This is a genomic window from Rathayibacter caricis DSM 15933, from assembly GCF_003044275.1.
Taxonomy (GTDB): Bacteria; Actinomycetota; Actinomycetes; order Actinomycetales; family Microbacteriaceae; genus Rathayibacter; species Rathayibacter caricis.
Map to the genome: position 1 here is coordinate 2028072 of NZ_PZPL01000001.1, position 16693 is coordinate 2044764.

Sequence of the window (16693 nt, forward strand, 5' to 3'; positions counted from 1 at the left end):
CCAGCCCCGCCCGCCACACTGGCTCGGCGCGGATCGTCGCGCCCTCGAACAAGGAGCAGTCATGGTGGATCTCGGGAAGCTCGGACGTCAGGCAGCGGAGCTGCTGAAGAGCCAGAAGGCGCAGGAGGCGCTGCGCAGCGAGAAGGCGGAGCGCGTCTCCGACCAGGTGCTCGAGAAGACGGGCGACATCGCCAGCAGGCTCACCAAGGGCAAGTACGACGAGCGCATCGAGGACCTCAAGCGCCAGGCCGACAAGCGCCTCGGCAACGAGTAGCGGCCCCTCCTGGCTCGTTCTGCACCCTCCCGTCAAGCGGGTGCAGAGCGGACGGAGCCCGGCCTAGGGTCGGGCCGATGGCTGAGACGCGTGCGCAGAGACTCCGCAGGACCGATTCGAGCAGTCGCGGGTACACCCGCGTCCGCGCTGGCTCCGGATTCAGCTACCGCGACCCGAAGGGCGTGACGGTCACCGACCCCGAGCTCCGGGCCCGCTTCGATGCGCTGGGCATCCCCCCGGCGTGGAAGGACGTCTGGATCGCGCCGTACCCCAACGGTCACATCCAGGCGATGGGCGTCGATGCGGCCGGCCGTCGGCAGTACATCTACCATCCGACCTGGCGCGAGCAGAAGGACCGGATCAAGTTCGACCGCGCACTCCGTCTGGCCGAGTCGCTGCCGAGCGCGCGCCGCGCGGTGACGATGGACCTCCGTCGCGACGGCTACGGCCGCGAGCGTGCTCTCGCAACCGCGTTCCGGATGCTCGACACGGGCTCCCTCCGCGTGGGGAGCGAGCGCTACGCCAAGGAGCACGGCAGCATCGGCCTGTCGACGCTGCTGTGCTCGCACGCGACGACCCACGGCGATCGCGTCGCCCTCGCCTTCCCGGGCAAGAGCCATCAGGCCTGGACGAGCGAGATCCTCGACCACGACCTGGCGAGCGTCGTGCGCTCGCTGAAGCGCCGCGGCCCGAACGCCCGCCTGCTCGCGTGGAAGGACGGGCGGGAGTGGCGGCCGCTGTCCGCTCCCGAGATCAACGACTACGTCCGGGAGAAGGCGGGCGACGACTTCACCGCGAAGGACTTCCGCACTCTCCACGGCACCGTCGCCGCCGCGCTCAGCCTTGCGCGCACGGGACCGAAGCCGACGCAGCGGGCCCGGAACTCCGCCATCGCGCAGGCCATGCGCGACGCCTCCGAGGTGCTCGGCAACACCCCGACGGTGGCGCGCGCCAGCTACGTGGACCCGCGGGTCCTCGACCACTACCGCGCGGGTGAGACGATCGACCCTGCCCGTCCGAACTCCGCCGAGACGACCCTCCGCGCCCTCCTCTACGAATGAGGCGCCGCCCCGGAATCCCGGGCGAGGAGGGGTCCTCGATCCGCGACACGCCCGGGTTGCACGGGTGCCCGTTCTGTGGGAGACTCTTCTAGTTCAAAATTTCCGCCGAAGCAGCGTGCTGCGACCGGTGGAACACTGCCAGGCAGTGCCGAGACGGCACCGCTGAGGCTCGACCCGAGAGGGCGGCCCAGCCGGTGCGACGTCGAGGCAGCGGGTAGCAGAACGAAACAACCGACAACTCAACGGGCTCTCCGTGCGTCGTGCGTTCTGCACGTCGCTGGAGCGCCCCGAGCGCGGTGCTTTTGACAGAAGAACACTGGTGCACTCCCCGGTTCCCCGGAGTTCCTTCGCGAGCGCGTCCAATGCGACGCGGGCCCACGGGTCCGCAGCGTACGACGCAATAACAAGAGAGTGAGAGATCACACATGGCGGGACAGAAGATCCGCATCCGACTGAAGTCGTACGACCACGAGGTCATCGACACGTCGGCGCGCAAGATCGTCGACACGGTCACCCGTGCCGGAGCAACGGTCGTCGGCCCCGTGCCGCTTCCGACCGAGAAGAACGTGGTCTGCGTGATCCGTTCTCCCCACAAGTACAAGGACAGCCGCGAGCACTTCGAGATGCGCACCCACAAGCGCCTCATCGACATCATCGACCCGACGCCCAAGGCCGTCGACTCGCTGATGCGCCTCGACCTCCCGGCCGACGTCAACATCGAGATCAAGCTCTAAGGGGAGGGGTAACACATGTCTGTCGCCACCAAGACCTCCAAGGGCCTCCTCGGCACCAAGCTCGGCATGACCCAGGTCTGGGACGCCGAGAACAAGCTCGTCCCGGTCACCGTCATCGAGATCAGCCCGAACGTCGTGACCCAGATCCGCACCGAGGCGAAGGACGGCTACTCGGCCGTCCAGATCGCCGCCGGAGCGATCGACCCGCGCAAGGTGAACAAGCCCGCCGCCGGTCACTTCGACGCCGCGGGAGTCACCCCCCGCCGCCACCTCACCGAGGTCCGCACCGCCGACGCCGCCGAGTACTCGGCCGGCCAGGAGCTGACCGTCGACGCCGTCTTCGAAGCCGGCACCAAGGTCGACGTCGTCGGCACCAGCAAGGGCAAGGGCTTCGCCGGTGTCATGAAGCGTCACAACTTCAAGGGCGTCTCGGCTTCGCACGGTTCGCACCGCAACCACCGCAAGCCCGGCTCCATCGGAGCCTCCTCGACCCCCAGCCGTGTCTTCAAGGGCATGCGCATGGCCGGTCGCATGGGTGGCGAGCGCGTCACCGTGCTCAACCTCAAGGTGCACTCCGTCGACGCCGAGAAGGGCCTGCTGCTCGTCAAGGGCGCCGTCCCCGGTGCGCGCGGTCGCCTCGTGTTCGTTCGCAACGCCGTGAAGGGAGCGTAGTTCCATGGCTACCTCTATCGACATCCTCGACGTCAAGGGCCAGAAGGCGAGCTCGTTCGAGCTCCCCGCCGAGCTCTTCGACGTGCAGACCAACATCCCCCTCATCCACCAGGTCGTCGTGGCCCAGCTCGCCGCGGCGCGCCAGGGAACCCACAAGACGAAGAACCGTGGCGAGGTCTCCGGAGCCGGTCGCAAGCCGTTCAAGCAGAAGGGAACCGGTCGCGCTCGTCAGGGCTCGATCCGCGCCCCGCACATGACCGGTGGTGGCGTCGTCCACGGACCGACCCCCCGCAGCTACGCGCAGCGCACCCCCAAGAAGATGATCGCCGCAGCCCTGCTCGGTGCTCTCTCCGACCGCGCCCGCGGCGGCCGCATCCACGCGGTCGAGTCCCTCGCCCTCGGCGAGACCCCGAAGACCAAGGACGTCCTCGTCCTGCTCGACGCCCTCTCGGTGTCGCGCAACGTCCTCGTGGTCCTCGAGCGCGACGACTTCATCGCCGAGCTGTCCCTCCGCAACGTGCCGTTCGTGCACATCCTGCCGTTCGACCAGCTCAACGCGTACGACGTGCTCGTCTCGGACGACATCGTCTTCTCGCAGGCTGCTCTCGAGGGCTTCGTCGCCCTCAAGACCGGCGCCGAGTCCAAGAAGGAAGAGGTGAACGCATGAGCCAGTCCGCCGCGTTCAACAAGGACCCCCGCGACGTGATCATCTCCCCGGTGGTCTCCGAGAAGTCCTACGGCCTGATCGACCAGGGCAAGTACACCTTCGTGGTGGACCCCCGCTCGAACAAGACCGAGATCAAGCTCGCCATCGAGAAGATCTTCGGAGTCGAGGTCGCGTCGATCAACACGCTGAACCGCCAGGGCAAGACCCGACGGACCAAGTTCGGCACCGGCAAGCGCAAGGACACCAAGCGCGCGATCGTGACGCTGAAGTCCGGCTCCATCGACATCTTCACGAACGTCGGCTGAGCCGAAGAAGCGTAGAGGAAACAGACAATGGCTATTCGTAAGTACAAGCCCACGACCCCTGGTCGCCGCGGCTCCAGCGTTGCCGACTTCGCCGAGATCACCCGCTCGACGCCCGAGAAGTCGCTCCTTCGCCCGCTGTCCAAGACCGGTGGCCGCAACAACTCCGGCCGCATCACGACGCGTCACATCGGTGGTGGCCACAAGCGCCAGTACCGTCTGATCGACTTCCGTCGCAACGACAAGGACGGCGTCAACGCCAAGGTCGCTCACATCGAGTACGACCCCAACCGCACGGCGCGCATCGCGCTGCTCCACTTCGTGGACGGCACCAAGCGCTACATCCTGGCCCCGAACAAGCTCTCGCAGGGCGACATCGTGGAGTCGGGCGCCGGCGCCGACATCAAGCCCGGCAACAACCTGCCGCTGCGCAACATCCCGACCGGTACGGTCATCCACGCCATCGAGATCAAGCCCGGTGGGGGAGCGAAGCTCGCCCGCTCGGCCGGCACCTCGGTCCGCCTCGTCGCCAAGGACGGCCCCTACGCGCAGCTCCGTCTGCCGTCGGGCGAGATCCGCAACGTCGACGCGCGCTGCCGCGCCACGATCGGCGAGGTCGGCAACGCCGAGCAGTCGAACATCAACTGGGGCAAGGCCGGCCGCATGCGCTGGAAGGGCGTCCGCCCGACCGTCCGCGGTGTCGCGATGAACCCGGTCGACCACCCGCACGGTGGTGGAGAGGGCAAGACCTCCGGTGGACGCCACCCGGTCAGCCCCTGGGGACAGTCCGAGGGACGCACCCGTCGCCCCAACAAGGAGAGCGACAAGCTCATCGTCCGCCGCCGCACCGCCGGTAAGAAGCGCAAGTAGGAGTTGTAGAAGATGCCTCGCAGTCTCAAGAAGGGCCCCTTCGTTGACGACCACCTGCTCCGCAAGGTGTTCACGGCCAACGAAGCCGGCAACAAGAACGTCATCAAGACCTGGTCGCGCCGTTCGATGATCATCCCGGCGATGCTGGGCCACACCATCGCGGTCCACGACGGTCGCAAGCACATCCCCGTGTTCGTGACCGAGACCATGGTCGGCCACAAGCTCGGCGAGTTCGCCCCCACTCGGACCTTCCGCGGTCACGAGAAGGACGACAAGAAGGGCCGTCGCCGCTAAGCGGCGACGAGAAGGAGGAGAGAAATGGTGGAGTCGATCGCACGCGTGCGACACATCCGCGTCACCCCCCAGAAGGCTCGCCGTGTCGTGAACCTGATCCGCGGCAAGCAGGCTCAGGAGGCACTGGCCATCCTGAAGTTCGCGCCGCAGGGCGCGTCCGAGCCCGTCTACAAGCTCGTCGCCTCGGCGATGGCCAACGCTCGCGTCAAGGCCGATGCCTCGAACGAGTACCTCGACGACCAGGACCTGTTCGTGTCCCGCGCCTTCGTCGATGAGGGAACCACCCTCAAGCGATTCCAGCCCCGTGCTCAGGGTCGTGCCTTCCGCATCAACAAGCGCACCAGCCACATCACCGTCGTGCTGGCCACTCCTGAGGAGGGGACCAAGTAATGGGTCAGAAAGTAAACCCCTACGGTTTCCGTCTGGGAATCACCACCGACCACGTGTCGCGCTGGTTCTCCGACAGCACCAAGAAGGGCCAGCGGTACAGCGACTACCTCGCCGAGGACGTCAAGATCCGCCGCCTGCTCGCCACGCAGCTCGACCGTGCGGGCGTCGCCCGCATCGAGATCGAGCGCACCCGTGACCGCGTCCGCGTCGACATCCACACCGCCCGTCCGGGCATCGTGATCGGTCGTCGCGGCGCCGAGGCCGAGCGCATCCGCGCCGACCTCGAGAAGCTCACCGGCAAGCAGATCCAGCTCAACATCCTCGAGGTCAAGAACCCCGAGGCCGAGGCCCAGCTCGTCGCGCAGGGCATCGCCGAGCAGCTCTCCGCCCGCGTGGCCTTCCGCCGCGCGATGCGCAAGGGTCTGCAGGGCGCGCAGCGCGCCGGCGCCAAGGGCGTCCGCATCCAGGTCTCCGGCCGCCTCGGCGGCGCCGAGATGAGCCGTTCGGAGTTCTACCGCGAAGGCCGTGTGCCCCTGCACACCCTCCGCGCGAACATCGACTACGGCTTCTACGAGGCCAAGACCACCTTCGGCCGCATCGGCGTGAAGGTCTGGATCTACAAGGGCGACATCACGAACAAGGAGCTCGCGCGGGAGCAGGCGAACAGCAAGTCGTCGCGCCCCGAGCGCAGCGACCGACCGCGTCGCGCCCCCCGCCAGCAGGGCGAGGCGCCCGTCGCAGCAGGAGTTGAGGCATAACCATGTTGATTCCCCGTCGAGTCAAGCACCGCAAGCAGCACCACCCCGGCCGCTCGGGCCAGGCCACCGGTGGCACCAAGGTGTCGTTCGGTGACTTCGGTATCCAGGCGCTCACCCCGGCCTACGTGACCAACCGTCAGATCGAGTCCGCTCGTATCGCCATGACGCGTCACATCAAGCGCGGTGGAAAGGTGTGGATCAACATCTACCCCGACCGCCCGCTGACCAAGAAGCCCGCCGAGACCCGCATGGGTTCCGGTAAGGGCTCGCCCGAGTGGTGGGTCGCCAACGTCAAGCCGGGTCGGGTCCTCTTCGAGGTCGCCGGCGTCGAGGAGAAGCTCGCTCGCGAAGCTATGACTCGTGCCATCCACAAGCTGCCCCTGAAGGCACGCATCATCAAGCGCGAGGAGGGAGACGCGTAATGGCGATCGGATCCAAGGAGCTCGCCCCCGCCGAGCTCGACACCTTCGAGGACGAGCGTCTCGTCACCGAGTTGAAGAAGGCCAAGGAGGAGCTGTTCAACCTCCGCTTCCAGTCGGCCACCGGACAGCTCGACACCAACGGCCGCCTGCGTGCCGTCAAGCGCGACATCGCCCGCATCTACACGGTCATCCGTGAGCGCGAGCTGGGCATCCGCGCCACCCCCGCACCCGTCGAGGCCCCGGCCAAGGCGGAGAAGAAGCCGAAGACCACCAAGAAGGCCGCCAAGGCCGAGGTCGCGGCGACCGAGTCGAATGAGGAGGCCAAGTAATGGCAACGGCCAACGAGACCGCCGGCCACGAGTCGGCCGCCCACGACGTCAAGGAGGCGGGCACTCGCGGATACCGCAAGACCCGCCGCGGATACGTCACCAGCGACAAGATGGACAAGACCGTCGTCGTCGAGGTCGAGGACCGCGTGAAGCACCCGCTCTACGGCAAGGTCATCCGCCGCACGTCCAAGGTGAAGGCTCACGACGAGCTCAACTCCGCGGGCATCGGCGACCTCGTCGTCATCAGCGAGACCCGTCCCCTCAGCGCCACGAAGCGCTGGCGCCTGGTCGAGATCCTCGAGAAGGCCAAGTAGGCCGCGGCCTACTTGAGTTAGCAGGAGAGAGACATGCTTCAGCAAGAATCCCGAGTGAAGGTCGCCGACAACACCGGCGCCAAGGAACTCCTCACGATCCGCGTCCTCGGTGGCTCCGGCCGCCGCTACGCCGGTCTCGGTGACATCATCGTCGCCACCGTCAAGGACGCGATCCCCGGTGGCAACGTCAAGAAGGGCGACGTCGTCAAGGCGGTCATCGTCCGCACCGTCAAGCAGACCCGTCGTCCCGACGGTTCGTACATCAAGTTCGACGAGAACGCCGCCGTCATCCTCAAGAACGACGGGGACCCCCGCGGCACCCGCATCTTCGGACCGGTCGGTCGCGAGCTCCGCGACAAGAAGTTCATGAAGATCGTCTCGCTGGCACCGGAGGTTATCTAGTCATGGCCAAGATCAAGAAGGGTGACCTCGTCCAGGTCATCTCGGGCGCTACCCAGGCCCGCGGCGGAGACCGCGGCAAGCAGGGCAAGGTTCTCGAGGTCCTGGTCGAGAAGAACCGTGTCGTCGTCGAGGGCGTGAACTTCGTCAAGAAGCACGTCCGCGTCGGCCAGACGCAGCGCGGCTCCAAGGAGGGTGGCATCGAGACCGTCGAGGCCTCGATCCACATCTCGAACATCGCGCTCGTCGACCCGAAGACCAAGAAGCCGACCCGGGTCGGGCACCGCAACGTGTCCGTCACCAAGGACGGCGTGACCAAGACCGTTCGCGTTCGCTACGCGAAGGCGTCGGGTGAGGAACTCTGATGACTGACACCACCGCAGCGGCTGCGAAGGTTCAGCCGCGGCTCAAGGCCAAGTACCAGGCCGACATCGTCCCGGCGCTCAAGGAGCAGTTCGGCTTCGGCAACATCCACCAGGTCCCCGGCCTGGTCAAGGTCGTCGTGAACACCGGTGTCGGCGAGGCCGCCCGCGACGGCAAGATCATCGACGGCGCGATCAAGGACCTCACGGCCATCACCGGCCAGAAGCCCCAGGTCACGAAGGCCCGCAAGTCCATCGCCCAGTTCAAGCTGCGCGAGGGCCAGGCCATCGGTGCTCACGTCACGCTCCGCGGCGACCGCGCCTGGGAGTTCCTGGACCGCCTGGTCACGGTGGCGCTGCCGCGCATCCGCGACTTCCGCGGTCTGTCGGACCGCCAGTTCGACGGCAACGGCAACTACACCTTCGGCATCACGGAGCAGTCGATCTTCCACGAGATCGACCAGGACCGCATCGACCGCGTCCGCGGCTTCGACGTGACCGTCGTGACCACCGCGAAGACCGACGACGAGGGTCGCGCGCTGCTCAAGCAGCTCGGGTTCCCGTTCAAGTCGGCGGACAACGCGTAGTCAGAACCTCCGAGGTCGGAGGGTGGTGAGAACCGCCCTCCGACCTCGTTGCACGTCCGCGTGCAGCGAGGTGCCGCACTCCGCAGCGAGTCGCGGCGAGAATCAGCCCTCGACCGCCGGCCCCGCGCCATGTAGCATGGCTCGTTGGCCTGCGTTCGCGCGGCCGCATGGGCGTCGACGTCGTCGGCGCCGTCCCACACCACAGGTCGTCACTCTTGTAAAGGGTGCCGAAACCAGGCGAGAAAGGCACCATCAGCCATGACCATGACTGATCCGGTCGCAGATCTGCTGACCAGAATCCGTAACGCGAACTCCGCGCACCACGACTCCATCACCCTCCCGGGCTCGAAGCTCAAGGCGCACATCGCCGAGATCCTCAAGCTCGAGGGCTACATCGCCGACTGGAAGGTCGAGGAGGCGCGCGTCGGCACGACGCTCTCCATCTCCCTCAAGTACGGCCCGAACCGCGAGCGCTCGATCGCCGGCATCAAGCGCGTCTCGAAGCCGGGACTGCGCGTCTACGCGAAGTCCACCGAGATCCCGACCGTCCTCGGCGGCCTCGGCGTCGCCATCCTGTCCACCTCGAGCGGTCTGCTGACCGACCGCCAGGCCGAGAAGAAGGGCGTGGGTGGGGAAGTCCTCGCCTACGTGTGGTAACCCCTCATGTCGCGTATTGGAAGACTCCCCATCGAGATCCCGGCGGGCGTCGACGTCTCCGTCGCCGGATCCGTCGTGACCGTCAAGGGCCCCAAGGGCGAGCTGACCGTCCCGGTCGCCAGCCCCATTCAGGTCTCCGTCGAGAACAGCCAGGTGCTGGTCTCGCGTCCCGATGACGAGCGCGAGTCGCGCTCGCTCCACGGCCTCACCCGGACGCTCATCGCGAACGACATCATCGGTGTCACGCAGGGCTACTCCAAGGGCCTCGAGGTCGTCGGAACCGGATACCGCGTCGTCGCCAAGGGCTCGGACATCGAGTTCGCGCTCGGCTTCTCGCACCCGGTCGTCGTCACCCCGCCTGCGGGCATCTCGTTCACGGTCGAGGGCAACAACAAGCTCACCGTGCACGGCATCTCGAAGCAGGCCGTCGGTGAGGTGGCCGCCAACATTCGTAAGATCCGCAAGCCCGAGCCCTACAAGGGCAAGGGCGTGCGCTACGCCGGCGAGGTCGTTCGCCGCAAGGCCGGAAAGAGCGGTAAGTAATCATGGGTCTCGGAACCAGAGGAAAGAGCAAGTCCGCCGCTCGCGGTCGTCGTCACGACCGCCTGCGCAAGAAGGTCGTCGGATCCGCCGAGCGCCCCCGCCTCGTCGTCAACCGCTCGGCCCGCCACGTCTTCGTGCAGATCGTCGACGACGCGCAGGGTCGTACCCTCGCGTCGGCGTCCACGCTCGAGGCCGACCTGCGCGTGTTCGACGGTGACAAGACCGCCAAGGCCCGCAAGGTCGGCGAGCTCGTCGCCGAGCGCGCCAAGAACGCCGGTGTCGAGGCGGTCGTCTTCGACCGCGGAGGCAACAAGTACGCCGGTCGCGTCGCCGCGATCGCCGATGGAGCACGAGAGGCAGGGCTCAACCTGTGAGCGCCGCAGAGAACAAGGAACCCGAGGTCGCCGCCGTGTCGGAGGCCCCCGTCGAGACCGCTGCGTCCACGCAGCCGCAGCAGGAGGCTCGCGAGCCCCGCCGCGGCGGCCGTGACCGCAACCAGGGTGGCCGCGACCGCGGTGGCCGTGACGCCGAGAAGAGCCAGTTCCTCGAGCGCGTCGTGACCATCAACCGCGTGTCGAAGGTCGTCAAGGGCGGTCGTCGCTTCAGCTTCACCGCTCTCGTCGTCGTCGGCGACGGCAACGGACTGGTCGGTGTCGGCTACGGCAAGGCCCGCGAGGTCCCGACCGCCATCTCCAAGGGCGTCGAGGAGGCGAAGAAGAACTTCTTCCGCGTCCCGCGCGTCGGCTCGACCATCCCCCACCCCGTCCAGGGTGAGGCCGCGGCCGGTGTGGTGCTCCTGCGCCCCGCCGCCGCCGGTACCGGTGTCATCGCCGGTGGTCCCGTCCGCGCCGTGCTCGAGTGCGCCGGCATCCACGACGTCCTGAGCAAGTCGCTCGGCTCGTCGAACACCATCAACATCGTCCACGCGACCGTCGAGGCTCTTCAGCAGCTCGAGGAGCCGCGCGCCGTTGCCGCCCGTCGTGGTCTCGACTTCGACCAGGTCGCTCCGGCCCGTCTCGTCCGTGCCGAGGCCGATGCCCTCGCCGCCGCGTCCAGCGCGAAGGCAGGCAAGTGATGGCCCAGCTCAAGGTGACCCAGATCAAGTCGAAGATCAGCGAGAAGCAGTACCAGCGCGACACGCTGCGCTCGCTCGGTCTCAGGAAGATCGGTCAGAGCGTCGTCCGCGAGGACAACTCTCAGAACCGCGGATACGTGAAGACCGTCGCCCACCTGGTGAAGGTCGAGGAGATTGACTAATGGCTGACAAGAACCAGGCCGTCGCGACGGAGTCCACGACTCCCGCGAAGACCTCCACGAAGGGCGCGGCCGCGGCCGACGCTCCGGCGACCAAGGAGCACGTGCTCAAGGTCCACCACCTGCGTCCCGCCACGGGAGCCAAGAAGGCCAAGACCCGCGTCGGTCGCGGTGAGGGCTCGAAGGGCAAGACCGCCGGTCGCGGCACCAAGGGCACCAAGGCCCGCTACACGGTGCGCATCGGCTTCGAGGGTGGGCAGATGCCGCTGCACATGCGCACCCCGAAGCTGCGTGGGTTCAAGAACCCGTTCCGCGTCGAGTACCAGGTCGTGAACCTGTCGGCTCTCGCCGACCTCTACCCTCAGGGCGGTGACGTCACCATCAGCGACCTCGTCGCGAAGGGTGCCGTTCGCAAGAACGAGAAGGTCAAGGTTCTCGGCGACGGGGACATTGCGGTTAAGCTGAACGTCGCGGTCGACAAGGTCTCCAGCTCCGCTGAGCAGAAGATCGTCGCTGCGGGCGGATCCATCAAGTAGCACCAGCAGCTTGTCGGTCGAGCTTGTCACGCCGACTCCCTCCGGGGAGCGCGTGGCAAGCTCGACCTGTATCCCGCACCAAGAACTGAGCAGGAGACCTTAGGTAGTGTTTGGCGCAATCGCGCGGATCTTCCGCACCCCCGACCTCCGCCGCAAGATCGGCTTCACTCTCGCGATCGTGGCGATCTTCCGGCTGGGATCCTTCATCCCTGCTCCGTTCGTCAGCTTCAGCGCCGTGCAGGCCTGTCTCGCCGGCAACCAGGGGACCTCCGGTCTCTACGAGCTCGTGAACCTCTTCAGCGGTGGAGCCCTGCTCCAGCTGTCGATCTTCGCGCTCGGCATCATGCCGTACATCACGGCGTCGATCATCGTGCAGCTGCTGCGCGTGGTCATCCCTCACTTCGAGACCCTCTACAAGGAGGGCCAGTCCGGCCAGGGCCGGCTGACGCAGTACACGCGCTACCTGACGATCGCGCTCGGTGTCCTGCAGTCGACCACGCTGATCACCGTCGCCCGCTCCGGCGCGCTGTTCGGATCCTCCGGCGTCCCCGAGTGCTCGCAGCTGATCACGACCGACGCCTGGTACTCGATCCTCCTCATGGTCATCACCATGACCGCCGGCACCGGCATCATCATGTGGATGGGCGAGCTCATCACCGAGCGCGGCATCGGCAACGGAATGTCGCTGCTGATCTTCACGTCGATCGCCGCCCAGTTCCCGACCTCGCTCTGGTCGATCGCGCAGTCGCGCGGCTTCGAGACCTTCCTCCTCGTCCTCGGCGTGGGCCTGCTCCTCGTCGTCGCCGTCGTCTTCGTCGAGCAGTCGCAGCGCCGCGTCCCGGTGCAGTACGCCAAGCGGATGGTCGGTCGTCGCACCTACGGCGGCAACAACACCTACATCCCGATCAAGGTGAACATGGCCGGCGTCGTGCCCGTCATCTTCGCGTCGTCGCTGCTGTACCTGCCCGCGCTGATCGCTCAGTTCAACCAGCCCGCAGCGGGCCAGGAGGCACCCGCGTGGGTGACCTGGATCACCAACTACCTCACGCAGGGCGATCACCCGCTCTACATGGCGCTCTACTTCCTCCTGATCGTCGGCTTCACCTACTTCTACGTCGCCATCACGTTCAACCCGGACGAGGTCGCCGACAACATGAAGCGCTACGGCGGGTTCATCCCCGGCATCCGCGCCGGACGCCCCACGGCCGAGTACCTCAACTACGTGCTCACCCGCGTGACGCTGCCCGGCTCGATCTACCTCGGTCTGATCGCGCTCGTGCCGCTCGTCGCCCTGGCGCTCGTCGGCGCGAACCAGAACTTCCCGTTCGGCGGCACGTCGATCCTGATCATCGTCGGAGTCGGGCTGGAGACCGTGAAGCAGATCGACTCGCAGCTGCAGCAGCGCCACTACGAAGGGCTCCTCCGATGACCTCGACCCCGGTGGTGGGCTTCCGTCTCCTGCTGATCGGCCCTCCCGGCGCCGGCAAGGGGACCCAGGCGTCGCGGCTCTCCGAGATCCTGAGCGTGCCGGCCATCTCGACCGGCGACATCTTCCGGATGAACGTGGCGAACGAGACCGAGCTGGGCCTCCAGGCGAAGGCGTTCCTCGACGCGGGGCGCTACGTCCCCGATGAGCTGACGAACGCGATCGTCCACGACCGCCTCCAGGAGGCCGACGTCTCGACCGGTTTCCTGCTCGACGGCTACCCGCGCACCACGGAGCAGGTCGACGAGCTCGACCGCATCCTCGCCGCCGACGGCAACAGCCTCGACGCCGTCGTGCAGCTCACGGCAGACCCCGACGAGGTCGTCTCGCGTCTCCTCAAGCGCTCGCACGAGCAGGGGCGCAGCGACGACACGGAGGACGTCATCCGTCGCCGTCTCGCGCTCTACGAGGAGCAGACGGCGCCGCTGATCGATGTCTACGCCGGCCGCGGACTCGTCGTGATCGTCGACGGCCTCGGGCCGGTCGAGGAGGTCACCGACCGCATCGTCGTCGCGCTCGAAGGCCACCGCGTGGGTCGTCTGGTCGACGACCCGTCGGCCGCCTGACGCCGTGGGATTCCGCTCCTCCCTGTACAAGACGCCCGCCCAGCTGCGATCGATGATCGCTCCCGGGCTCGCGACCGCCGCCTCCCTCGACGCCGTGCGGGCCGCGATCCGTCCCGGGATCACGACTCTCGAGCTCGACGCCGTCGCCGAGGCGGCGATCGTCGCGCTCGGCGGGCACTCGAACTTCAAGCTCGTGCCGGGCTACCGGCACACGGTCTGCGCCTCGGTGAACGAGGAGGTCGTGCACGGCATCCCCGGCGGCCGCGTGCTGGCTCCCGGCGACATCGTCTCGATCGACAGCGGCGCCGAGATCGACGGCTGGAACGGCGACTCGGCGATGACGCTGGTACTGCCCGACGCGTCGCGTCCCGACGAGGTCGCGGCGCGGGAGGAGCTCTCCCGGGTCACCGAGGGTTCCCTCTGGCGGGGCATCGCGGCCCTCTCCTCCGCACGGCACCTGAACGAGGTCGGTGCAGCGATCGAGGAGTACATCGAGGACGAGGCCGAGAAGTCGGGACGCGTCTACGGGATCCTCACCGACTACATCGGCCACGGGATCGGCCGCACGATGCACGAGGCTCCGCCCGTCTTCAACTACCGGGTGCGCCAGCGCGGGCCCGAGGTGAAGCCCGGACTCGTCGTCGCGATCGAGCCGATGGTCACGGCGGGCAGCGCCGAGACCTCGGTCCTCGAGGACGAGTGGACCGTGGCGACCGTCGACGGCAGCATGGCGGCGCACTGGGAGCACTCGGTGGCGGTGCACCGCGACGGGATCTGGGTGACGACCCTCGCCGACGGGGGAGCCGCCGGGCTCGCTCCGTACGGGATCGTGCCCACGCCGATCGCCTGAGGTCGGCGCGAGCAGGGCACGAGCCGGTGGCCGAGTGGCCGCGCAACGGCGTACAGGGCCTCGCCTCGCCCGCGGCTTTCTGAGGATGCCGGTGCGACCCATTGAGGGTCGCTGTCACGGAGCGCGGTCTTCCGCGGCGAGGGCGGTCCACTGGACCGCCCGGCTGCCGCCTTGGAGGACCTGGTGAGGGTGTTCGACAGCTAGCTGTCGAACACCCTCACCAGTTCCTCGATGAACGCGCCGAAGTCGGTGGAGCGGCGGATGAGCCGCTGCACCTCCGCCCGCTCCGAGAAGACCTCGACGAACTGGTCGAAGACCGACTGGAAGGTGCTGCGGCCGGCCGACGCGAACGCGATCATGGCGATGACGTTCACCCGCTGCTCGCCCCACTGCATGGGCACGTCGTTGACGACGATGGCGATCGAGGTGCGCCGCGCGCTCATCGCCATGGCGTGCGGCACGGCGAGGTTGTCGGTGAAAGCCGTGGAGCTCATCCGCTCGCGCTCGATCGCGCCCTCGACGTAGGCGTCGTCGATGATGCCCTGCTCGGTCATCCGCTCGCCCAGGAGGCGGATCATCGCCGACTCGTCGCGCGCGTGGAGATTGCGGAAGAAGAGCGACTCGTCGAAGAACTGCAGCAGCTCGTCCTTGATCTGCGCCCGACGGCGATGACGCCGGACGCCCGCGATCGCGCGGCGCACCGCCTCCACATCGTGATCGGTGAGGAACGGCTGCACCACGACGACGTCGTCGGCGTAGGGGCGCTCGTCGATCGTCGTGATCACGAGATCGGCGGTCAGTCGGTCCCAGTCGACGTCGCTCCGGGTGATCAGGGATCGCACCTCCACCTCGGTGCCGAGGGAGCGCTCGACCCGGAGCCGCAGCATGTGCGCGAGGTCGTAGTAATTGGGGCAGACGATGACGCAGGACAGCCGTTCCTCGCGCCGAGACACCCGCTCGAGGAACGAGCCGACGTGCAGAGCGATGTAGGCGATCTCGTCCTCGTTCACGAGGATCCCGCGGCGGCGCTGCAGCCCCGAGGCGAGGAAGACGGCGATCTCGTACGTCATCGGGAAGCTGGTCTTGATCGAGCGGGTCAGCGGGTTGCGGGAGTACCCGCCCTCGGACGCGCGGGCGATCAGGTTCCGCACGTGCAGGGCCAGGCGCACGATGAAGCCCTCGTCGTCGAGGTCGACGAGGTACTCGCGGTTGACGTCGGCGACGAGCGCGCGGACGACCGCGAGGTCCTCGGGGTCGACGTAGTTCTCGACGACGGCGGCCACCGGCTCGTTCTGGCCGGGCGTCGCCACGCGGGTGGTCATCAGGATCGCGAGCTGCGCGAGCTCCGCGTCGGTCAGCCGCGTGGCGAAGTGGCGCTCGACGAGGTCGGCGAGGAGTGCCGCCAGCTCTCCGTGCCGACCGGGGGAGGGGCGGGAACCGGAGGCGTCCCCGATGCCGCGGGAGACCCGGTCGACCGCGATCGCGATGTGCAGCAGCACGCTGTTCACGCCGTAGTCGTTGATGTAGTAGCCGCGCTCCTCGAGCGCCGCGAGCAGCTCGGTCTTGAACGCGCCGAGGCCGGGGGAGGCGAACTCGCGCTGGACGTCGTCGAGGGTGAAGACGCCCTGGGCGCTCTCGTCGCGGAACATCCGCGAGATGAGGCGGCGCCGGGCCTCCTCGCTGCCCTCCAGTCGGACGGAGGAACCGCTGCGGGCGAGGGCGAGCCCGGCCTCGTCGGCCAGCGTCTTCACCCGGCGGAGGTCCGCCTCGACCGTCGACTCGCTGACCGAGAGGTCGTCGGCGAGGGCGAACAGGTCGAGCCCGTCGTCGGAGTCGACGAGCCGCCGGACCACGGCGTAGAGCCGGTCGCGGGGGGTGTCGGGCTCCGTGTCCCGGCTGCGCTGCGCCTCCAGGAACGCGGCGTAGACGTCGCGGGCGAGGCGGTAGCCGTTCGCGGAGGACTCGACCGGCTCGAGCGGCGCGGCCTGCGTCTTGACGGCGGTGACGTAGCTGCGGACGCTGCGGGTCGTCACTCCCAGCCGGTCGGCGAGCTCGTGCGCCGTCACCCAGCCGTCCGCGCGGGAGAGGTACTCCAGCAGGCGTTCGCGGTTGTCAGGCATCCAGGGGGCTCCAGGCGCGAAGGGGGATCTCGGAGAGCGCTCCCGCCCCGCCGCGGGCCCGCTCGTCGCGAAGTCGGCGAGTCGTCGGTCCTCGCAGTCAACCATCTGCGGGGCGGCCCGGGAAATCCCCGCGCCGACGCCATGGAAGCGCTCTTCCGGCCCCGCGGAAGATTCTCTGCTGGAGCCCTCCGCCCCCGGACGGGGATGATTCACTGAAGTACGACACGGGCGCGAGGAGGCGGATCA

The 16693-nt window shown here is 67.9% G+C and carries 26 protein-coding genes; 25 read left to right on the forward strand and 1 reads right to left on the reverse strand.

Annotated elements, in window-relative coordinates; all coding sequences use genetic code 11:
* Window positions 1–61 precede the first annotated feature (61 nt).
* From C1I63_RS09325 to map, 25 genes are all read left to right on the forward strand, one after another.
* Window positions 62–274 carry an Rv0909 family putative TA system antitoxin gene (locus C1I63_RS09325; RefSeq protein ID WP_055787055.1) on the forward strand — a complete coding sequence of 71 codons (213 nt, stop codon included), beginning with the start codon at window positions 62–64 and terminating at the stop codon, window positions 272–274.
* A 77-nt stretch (window positions 275–351) separates the two neighbouring features.
* Complete coding sequence (locus C1I63_RS09330) at window positions 352–1335, forward strand: DNA topoisomerase IB (RefSeq protein WP_055787058.1); 984 nt, start codon at window positions 352–354, stop codon at window positions 1333–1335.
* Between the two features lie 425 nt (window positions 1336–1760).
* Window positions 1761–2069 carry a 30S ribosomal protein S10 gene (gene rpsJ, locus C1I63_RS09335; protein ID WP_005050520.1) on the forward strand — a complete coding sequence of 103 codons (309 nt, stop codon included), beginning with the start codon at window positions 1761–1763 and terminating at the stop codon, window positions 2067–2069.
* Window positions 2070–2084: 15 nt separating this feature from the next.
* Window positions 2085–2741: a 50S ribosomal protein L3 gene (gene rplC, locus C1I63_RS09340; protein WP_055787062.1), complete on the forward strand. Its 657-nt coding sequence runs from the start codon at window positions 2085–2087 to the stop codon at window positions 2739–2741.
* A gap of 4 nt (window positions 2742–2745) precedes the next feature.
* A complete protein-coding gene (rplD, locus tag C1I63_RS09345) occupies window positions 2746–3408 on the forward strand; it encodes a 50S ribosomal protein L4 (protein WP_055787067.1) in 663 nt (220 codons plus the stop codon).
* Window positions 3405–3713, forward strand: coding sequence for a 50S ribosomal protein L23 (rplW, locus tag C1I63_RS09350; RefSeq protein ID WP_055787071.1), 309 nt, complete (start codon window positions 3405–3407; stop codon window positions 3711–3713). Before rplD ends, rplW begins: the two co-directional genes overlap by 4 nt.
* Window positions 3714–3740: 27 nt before the next feature.
* On the forward strand, window positions 3741–4580 hold the full coding sequence (gene rplB, locus C1I63_RS09355) for a 50S ribosomal protein L2 (protein WP_055787074.1): 840 nt from the start codon (window positions 3741–3743) through the stop codon (window positions 4578–4580).
* A gap of 12 nt (window positions 4581–4592) precedes the next feature.
* Window positions 4593–4874 (forward strand): 30S ribosomal protein S19, encoded by a 282-nt coding sequence (rpsS, locus tag C1I63_RS09360; protein ID WP_055787078.1) that lies wholly within the window; start codon window positions 4593–4595, stop codon window positions 4872–4874.
* A gap of 24 nt (window positions 4875–4898) precedes the next feature.
* Window positions 4899–5264 (forward strand): 50S ribosomal protein L22, encoded by a 366-nt coding sequence (rplV, locus tag C1I63_RS09365; RefSeq protein ID WP_082480979.1) that lies wholly within the window; start codon window positions 4899–4901, stop codon window positions 5262–5264.
* Window positions 5264–6022: a 30S ribosomal protein S3 gene (gene rpsC, locus C1I63_RS09370; RefSeq protein ID WP_055787081.1), complete on the forward strand. Its 759-nt coding sequence runs from the start codon at window positions 5264–5266 to the stop codon at window positions 6020–6022. The genes rplV and rpsC overlap by 1 nt, the downstream gene beginning before the upstream one ends.
* 2 nt (window positions 6023–6024) lie before the next feature.
* Entirely contained in the window at window positions 6025–6444 is a 420-nt protein-coding gene (gene rplP, locus C1I63_RS09375; protein WP_055787085.1) for a 50S ribosomal protein L16, read from the forward strand.
* On the forward strand, window positions 6444–6773 hold the full coding sequence (gene rpmC / locus C1I63_RS09380; protein ID WP_055787089.1) for a 50S ribosomal protein L29: 330 nt from the start codon (window positions 6444–6446) through the stop codon (window positions 6771–6773). Before rplP ends, rpmC begins: the two co-directional genes overlap by 1 nt.
* Window positions 6773–7087 (forward strand): 30S ribosomal protein S17, encoded by a 315-nt coding sequence (gene rpsQ, locus C1I63_RS09385; RefSeq protein ID WP_055787092.1) that lies wholly within the window; start codon window positions 6773–6775, stop codon window positions 7085–7087. The genes rpmC and rpsQ overlap by 1 nt, the downstream gene beginning before the upstream one ends.
* Before the next feature lie 33 nt (window positions 7088–7120).
* Window positions 7121–7489: a 50S ribosomal protein L14 gene (gene rplN / locus C1I63_RS09390; RefSeq protein WP_055787095.1), complete on the forward strand. Its 369-nt coding sequence runs from the start codon at window positions 7121–7123 to the stop codon at window positions 7487–7489.
* Between the two features lie 2 nt (window positions 7490–7491).
* Entirely contained in the window at window positions 7492–7851 is a 360-nt protein-coding gene (gene rplX / locus C1I63_RS09395; protein WP_055787101.1) for a 50S ribosomal protein L24, read from the forward strand.
* Entirely contained in the window at window positions 7851–8435 is a 585-nt protein-coding gene (gene rplE / locus C1I63_RS09400; RefSeq protein WP_055787105.1) for a 50S ribosomal protein L5, read from the forward strand. Before rplX ends, rplE begins: the two co-directional genes overlap by 1 nt.
* 258 nt (window positions 8436–8693) lie before the next feature.
* Window positions 8694–9092 carry a 30S ribosomal protein S8 gene (gene rpsH, locus C1I63_RS09405; protein WP_055787108.1) on the forward strand — a complete coding sequence of 133 codons (399 nt, stop codon included), beginning with the start codon at window positions 8694–8696 and terminating at the stop codon, window positions 9090–9092.
* Between the two features lie 6 nt (window positions 9093–9098).
* The gene (gene rplF / locus C1I63_RS09410) at window positions 9099–9635 is read left to right on the forward strand and encodes a 50S ribosomal protein L6 (protein WP_055787111.1); all 537 of its coding nucleotides are present in this window, start codon (window positions 9099–9101) and stop codon (window positions 9633–9635) included.
* A gap of 2 nt (window positions 9636–9637) precedes the next feature.
* A complete protein-coding gene (gene rplR, locus C1I63_RS09415; protein WP_055787114.1) occupies window positions 9638–10009 on the forward strand; it encodes a 50S ribosomal protein L18 in 372 nt (123 codons plus the stop codon).
* Complete coding sequence (rpsE, locus tag C1I63_RS09420; RefSeq protein ID WP_055787117.1) at window positions 10006–10710, forward strand: 30S ribosomal protein S5; 705 nt, start codon at window positions 10006–10008, stop codon at window positions 10708–10710. The genes rplR and rpsE overlap by 4 nt, the downstream gene beginning before the upstream one ends.
* Complete coding sequence (rpmD, locus tag C1I63_RS09425; protein ID WP_077221985.1) at window positions 10710–10892, forward strand: 50S ribosomal protein L30; 183 nt, start codon at window positions 10710–10712, stop codon at window positions 10890–10892. The genes rpsE and rpmD overlap by 1 nt, the downstream gene beginning before the upstream one ends.
* A complete protein-coding gene (rplO, locus tag C1I63_RS09430; RefSeq protein ID WP_082480980.1) occupies window positions 10892–11425 on the forward strand; it encodes a 50S ribosomal protein L15 in 534 nt (177 codons plus the stop codon). The genes rpmD and rplO overlap by 1 nt, the downstream gene beginning before the upstream one ends.
* Before the next feature lie 106 nt (window positions 11426–11531).
* Window positions 11532–12854, forward strand: coding sequence for a preprotein translocase subunit SecY (secY, locus tag C1I63_RS09435; RefSeq protein ID WP_055787123.1), 1323 nt, complete (start codon window positions 11532–11534; stop codon window positions 12852–12854).
* The gene (locus C1I63_RS09440; protein ID WP_055787128.1) at window positions 12851–13477 is read left to right on the forward strand and encodes an adenylate kinase; all 627 of its coding nucleotides are present in this window, start codon (window positions 12851–12853) and stop codon (window positions 13475–13477) included. Before secY ends, C1I63_RS09440 begins: the two co-directional genes overlap by 4 nt.
* Window positions 13478–13481: 4 nt before the next feature.
* Entirely contained in the window at window positions 13482–14327 is an 846-nt protein-coding gene (gene map / locus C1I63_RS09445) for a type I methionyl aminopeptidase (protein WP_082480981.1), read from the forward strand.
* A 200-nt stretch (window positions 14328–14527) separates the two neighbouring features.
* Here map and C1I63_RS09450 read toward each other — a convergent pair whose 3' ends face one another.
* Window positions 14528–16447: a BglG family transcription antiterminator gene (locus tag C1I63_RS09450; RefSeq protein ID WP_055787131.1), complete on the reverse strand. Its 1920-nt coding sequence runs from the start codon at window positions 16445–16447 to the stop codon at window positions 14528–14530.
* Between the last annotated feature and the right edge of the window lie 246 nt (window positions 16448–16693).

Bases quoted from the DNA above. Each gene is read 5' to 3' on its own strand.
- rpsH (WP_055787108.1), top strand. From the start codon at position 8,694: ATGACCATGACTGATCCGGTCGCAGATCTGCTGACCAGAATCCGTAAC.
- rplC (WP_055787062.1), top strand. From the start codon at position 2,085: ATGTCTGTCGCCACCAAGACCTCCAAGGGCCTCCTCGGCACCAAGCTC.
- rplE (WP_055787105.1), top strand. From the start codon at position 7,851: ATGACTGACACCACCGCAGCGGCTGCGAAGGTTCAGCCGCGGCTCAAG.
- C1I63_RS09450 (WP_055787131.1), bottom strand. From the start codon at position 16,447: ATGCCTGACAACCGCGAACGCCTGCTGGAGTACCTCTCCCGCGCGGAC.
- rplR (WP_055787114.1), top strand. From the start codon at position 9,638: ATGGGTCTCGGAACCAGAGGAAAGAGCAAGTCCGCCGCTCGCGGTCGT.
- rpsC (WP_055787081.1), top strand. From the start codon at position 5,264: ATGGGTCAGAAAGTAAACCCCTACGGTTTCCGTCTGGGAATCACCACC.
- rpsQ (WP_055787092.1), top strand. From the start codon at position 6,773: ATGGCAACGGCCAACGAGACCGCCGGCCACGAGTCGGCCGCCCACGAC.
- C1I63_RS09325 (WP_055787055.1), top strand. From the start codon at position 62: ATGGTGGATCTCGGGAAGCTCGGACGTCAGGCAGCGGAGCTGCTGAAG.
- rpmC (WP_055787089.1), top strand. From the start codon at position 6,444: ATGGCGATCGGATCCAAGGAGCTCGCCCCCGCCGAGCTCGACACCTTC.
- C1I63_RS09330 (WP_055787058.1), top strand. From the start codon at position 352: ATGGCTGAGACGCGTGCGCAGAGACTCCGCAGGACCGATTCGAGCAGT.
- rplX (WP_055787101.1), top strand. From the start codon at position 7,492: ATGGCCAAGATCAAGAAGGGTGACCTCGTCCAGGTCATCTCGGGCGCT.
- rplB (WP_055787074.1), top strand. From the start codon at position 3,741: ATGGCTATTCGTAAGTACAAGCCCACGACCCCTGGTCGCCGCGGCTCC.
- rplV (WP_082480979.1), top strand. From the start codon at position 4,899: ATGGTGGAGTCGATCGCACGCGTGCGACACATCCGCGTCACCCCCCAG.
- rpsJ (WP_005050520.1), top strand. From the start codon at position 1,761: ATGGCGGGACAGAAGATCCGCATCCGACTGAAGTCGTACGACCACGAG.
- rplF (WP_055787111.1), top strand. From the start codon at position 9,099: ATGTCGCGTATTGGAAGACTCCCCATCGAGATCCCGGCGGGCGTCGAC.
- rpmD (WP_077221985.1), top strand. From the start codon at position 10,710: ATGGCCCAGCTCAAGGTGACCCAGATCAAGTCGAAGATCAGCGAGAAG.
- rplD (WP_055787067.1), top strand. From the start codon at position 2,746: ATGGCTACCTCTATCGACATCCTCGACGTCAAGGGCCAGAAGGCGAGC.
- rplW (WP_055787071.1), top strand. From the start codon at position 3,405: ATGAGCCAGTCCGCCGCGTTCAACAAGGACCCCCGCGACGTGATCATC.
- C1I63_RS09440 (WP_055787128.1), top strand. From the start codon at position 12,851: ATGACCTCGACCCCGGTGGTGGGCTTCCGTCTCCTGCTGATCGGCCCT.
- rplP (WP_055787085.1), top strand. From the start codon at position 6,025: ATGTTGATTCCCCGTCGAGTCAAGCACCGCAAGCAGCACCACCCCGGC.
- rpsS (WP_055787078.1), top strand. From the start codon at position 4,593: ATGCCTCGCAGTCTCAAGAAGGGCCCCTTCGTTGACGACCACCTGCTC.
- rplO (WP_082480980.1), top strand. From the start codon at position 10,892: ATGGCTGACAAGAACCAGGCCGTCGCGACGGAGTCCACGACTCCCGCG.
- rplN (WP_055787095.1), top strand. From the start codon at position 7,121: ATGCTTCAGCAAGAATCCCGAGTGAAGGTCGCCGACAACACCGGCGCC.